This is a genomic window from Kitasatospora sp. NPDC057512, from assembly GCF_042802135.1.
Lineage (GTDB): Bacteria > Actinomycetota > Actinomycetes > Streptomycetales > Streptomycetaceae > Kitasatospora.
This window is the reverse complement of the sequence record NZ_JBHVET010001024.1, coordinates 1-2,345: the sequence shown is the minus strand read 5'-3', so window position 1 is coordinate 2,345 and position 2,345 is coordinate 1. Positions and strand designations below refer to the sequence as shown.

The 2,345-nt window shown below is 71.1% G+C and carries 2 protein-coding genes; both read right to left on the bottom strand.

Annotation, left to right across the window (positions count from 1 at the left end; translation table 11 throughout):
• Nucleotides 1-65: 65 nt before the first annotated feature.
• Complete coding sequence (locus ACFU6K_RS37055) at nt 66-1,142, bottom strand: hypothetical protein (protein ID WP_380670753.1); 1,077 nt, start codon at nt 1,140-1,142, stop codon at nt 66-68.
• Nucleotides 1,143-1,291: 149 nt separating this feature from the next.
• The gene (locus ACFU6K_RS37050) at nt 1,292-2,029 is read right to left on the bottom strand and encodes an NDP-sugar synthase (RefSeq protein ID WP_380670751.1); all 738 of its coding nucleotides are present in this window, start codon (nt 2,027-2,029) and stop codon (nt 1,292-1,294) included.
• Nucleotides 2,030-2,345: the final 316 nt, after the last annotated feature.

The following is a 2,345-nucleotide window of genomic DNA, read 5'->3' as shown; positions in this document are numbered from 1 at the left end:
GACCACGGCCGCCCGGCGTGCTGGTGAGGCCCTCGTCACCCGGCTCCGCACGTGACCGACCGGACCTAGTTGATCCGCTTCGCGACGGCCGCGTTGTCGGGGAAGGCCGTGCTCCGGGCGCCGTTCCAGCGCACGTTGAGGGTCCATGAGTTGTTCGAGGGGTTGACCGCGGGTGTCGAGGAGGACGGTGCGAGCATGCCCGCCGGGTGGCGCCACCCGTCGAACGTCCGCCCGCCGTCGGACGACTGGGTCTCCCAGACGTAGCCGTCGTTCCCGATGCAGGCGAGCAGGACGCGCTGCTGTTCGGAGTATCCCGGCTGGCCCGGCCTGACCACGGTGGTCTGGTTCCCCAGGCGCGCTGCGCCCACCCCGGAGACGCATTCGGCTCCGCCGTTCACCTCGTGGAGGTCCCGGACCGTGTCTCCCACCCGGGTCTCGGTCCAGACGTGGTGGTCGGTTCCCGTGAAGTAGCTCCGGGTCACTTCCTCGTTGTTGTAATCCAGGCCGTTGAGGACGATCTGACTGTTTCCCTCGATGTCCGTGGCGTTTGTGCCGAGGAGTGCATAGCCGTCAAGGTCCCAGGTCCTGCCCGGTTGGATCTGGCCGTTTCGGTTCCATGCAAGCATGAGGTTGATTCGCCGATTGGCGTTCGGCGCCTCGATGAACAGCGTTCCCGTGCCTGGGACCACGCTGACCATGGGGCTGCCGATTGCCCGTGCTCCGGCGGGGAAGCGGGTCCAGGAAGTCCAGAAGTTCGCCGAGCCGCTGTTCACTTGGCTGTACCAGATCTCCCCGTCCAGGCCCCTGATGACGGTCATCGCGCGGCCCGGGGGGAATTCGATGATGCGCGGCGGTGAGGTGGTGCGGCTCGCGTTGTCCCCGCCGAGAGGATTCCACCTGCCGCCGTTGTAGCGGAACCAGATGTTGTTGTCCGTGCCTCGGACGACGTCGTAGGTCGCGCCGTTGATCGTGGCGGAGTACACGCCCGACAGGACCCGTGCCTGGTTGGCGTCGAAGCTGCTCCAGTCCGTTTCGGCGGCTTGTGCGGGGCTCTGCGCGCTGGCCAGCACCAGCACGCTCCCGATCAGCGCGGCGATGGCCGCGCGCCAGCCACGGGTCACATGTTTGCGACGGATTGCCATGAGAGTCCCTCCGAGTCAGTTCTGCTCGGTGGAAGTGTCCGGCGGAGACGGCCGCCCGGGTTTGTTGTGGGCGCACGGGGGCTGATCGTCCGCGCACTCCCGCACGGCGGGCGTCTTCGAGGGGCTCGGCTACGTCTGCCTGGGCACGGTCACCGCAGCGGCCCTTCGGGTGGCGGGGGCGGGGTCACGCGCGTCCGTAGCTCTCCCAGATCCGCCGCTGTGTTGACCGCGCACCAGTAGCCCTCGGCGCGGTACCCCGCCAGCTGCCGCAGCCGTACCAGGTGCGGCAGGGTCGTGTTGGCGTGGTCCCCCTGGTCCGGCAGCAGGGGGATGACGCCGGGTTCGAAGGCGTAGACGCCGCCGTTGACCGTGCAGGCGGGCGGGGGCGGTGCGGCGAGTTCGGCGACCCGCCCCAGGGCGTCGCAGCGAACCGTGCCCCGGGGCAGCCGGGGCGGGACCAGGGCGACGGTGGCCAGCGCCCCGCACCGCAGGTGGTGGGCGCCCAGCGCGGTGAGCGGGAAGTCGGCCCAGATGTCGCCGTAGACGGCGAACCACGGTTCCCGCGGTGCCGGTAGCGCGCGGGCGGCGAGTTTCAGCCCGCCGCCCCGGCCCAGCGGGGTGGGCTCCACGACCACGGTGGTGCGGACGGGCAGGGGCGCCGTGCGGAGGTAGTCGGTGATCACCTGGGCGCGGTAGCCCGCCGAGACGACCACCGTCCGCACGCCCGCGTCGGCGAACCGGTCGATCTGGTGGCGCAGCAGCGGCGCGCCGTCGACCTCGACCATCGCCTTGGGGCGCAGGTCCGTGTGCGGGGCGAGCCGTCTGCCGCGTCCGCCCGCGAGGATCACGGCCTGGCGGATCGGGGAGCACGTGTCCGGCGTTGGCATTCCCGACCTCCCGGGAGCGACGGCACGGCGTCGGAGCCCCGGCCGCGCGGTGCGGACGGAGCGTACGAATGCGACGAGGGTGGCCCCGACGCGCCGCTGGAGAGGCAACCGATCCGATCGCCGTGAAGTCACGGCGATGAGCGGGTGATCGGTGTGATCGGTGCTCCCGCCCTGCGGAGTGGTCGGTCGGGCCCACGGATGTTCGAGTCGGACTCCGCCCACGGCCTCCTGTGTCGTGCCTCCGGGGGAACCCTGACGGAAGATCAGGGAGCGGCGGCCCTCCTCCCCTGATGCCCCGGGCGGGCGGGATCGGAAG

Bases quoted from the DNA above. Each gene is read 5' to 3' on its own strand.
- ACFU6K_RS37055 (WP_380670753.1), bottom strand. From the start codon at position 1,142: ATGGCAATCCGTCGCAAACATGTGACCCGTGGCTGGCGCGCGGCCATC.
- ACFU6K_RS37050 (WP_380670751.1), bottom strand. From the start codon at position 2,029: ATGCCAACGCCGGACACGTGCTCCCCGATCCGCCAGGCCGTGATCCTC.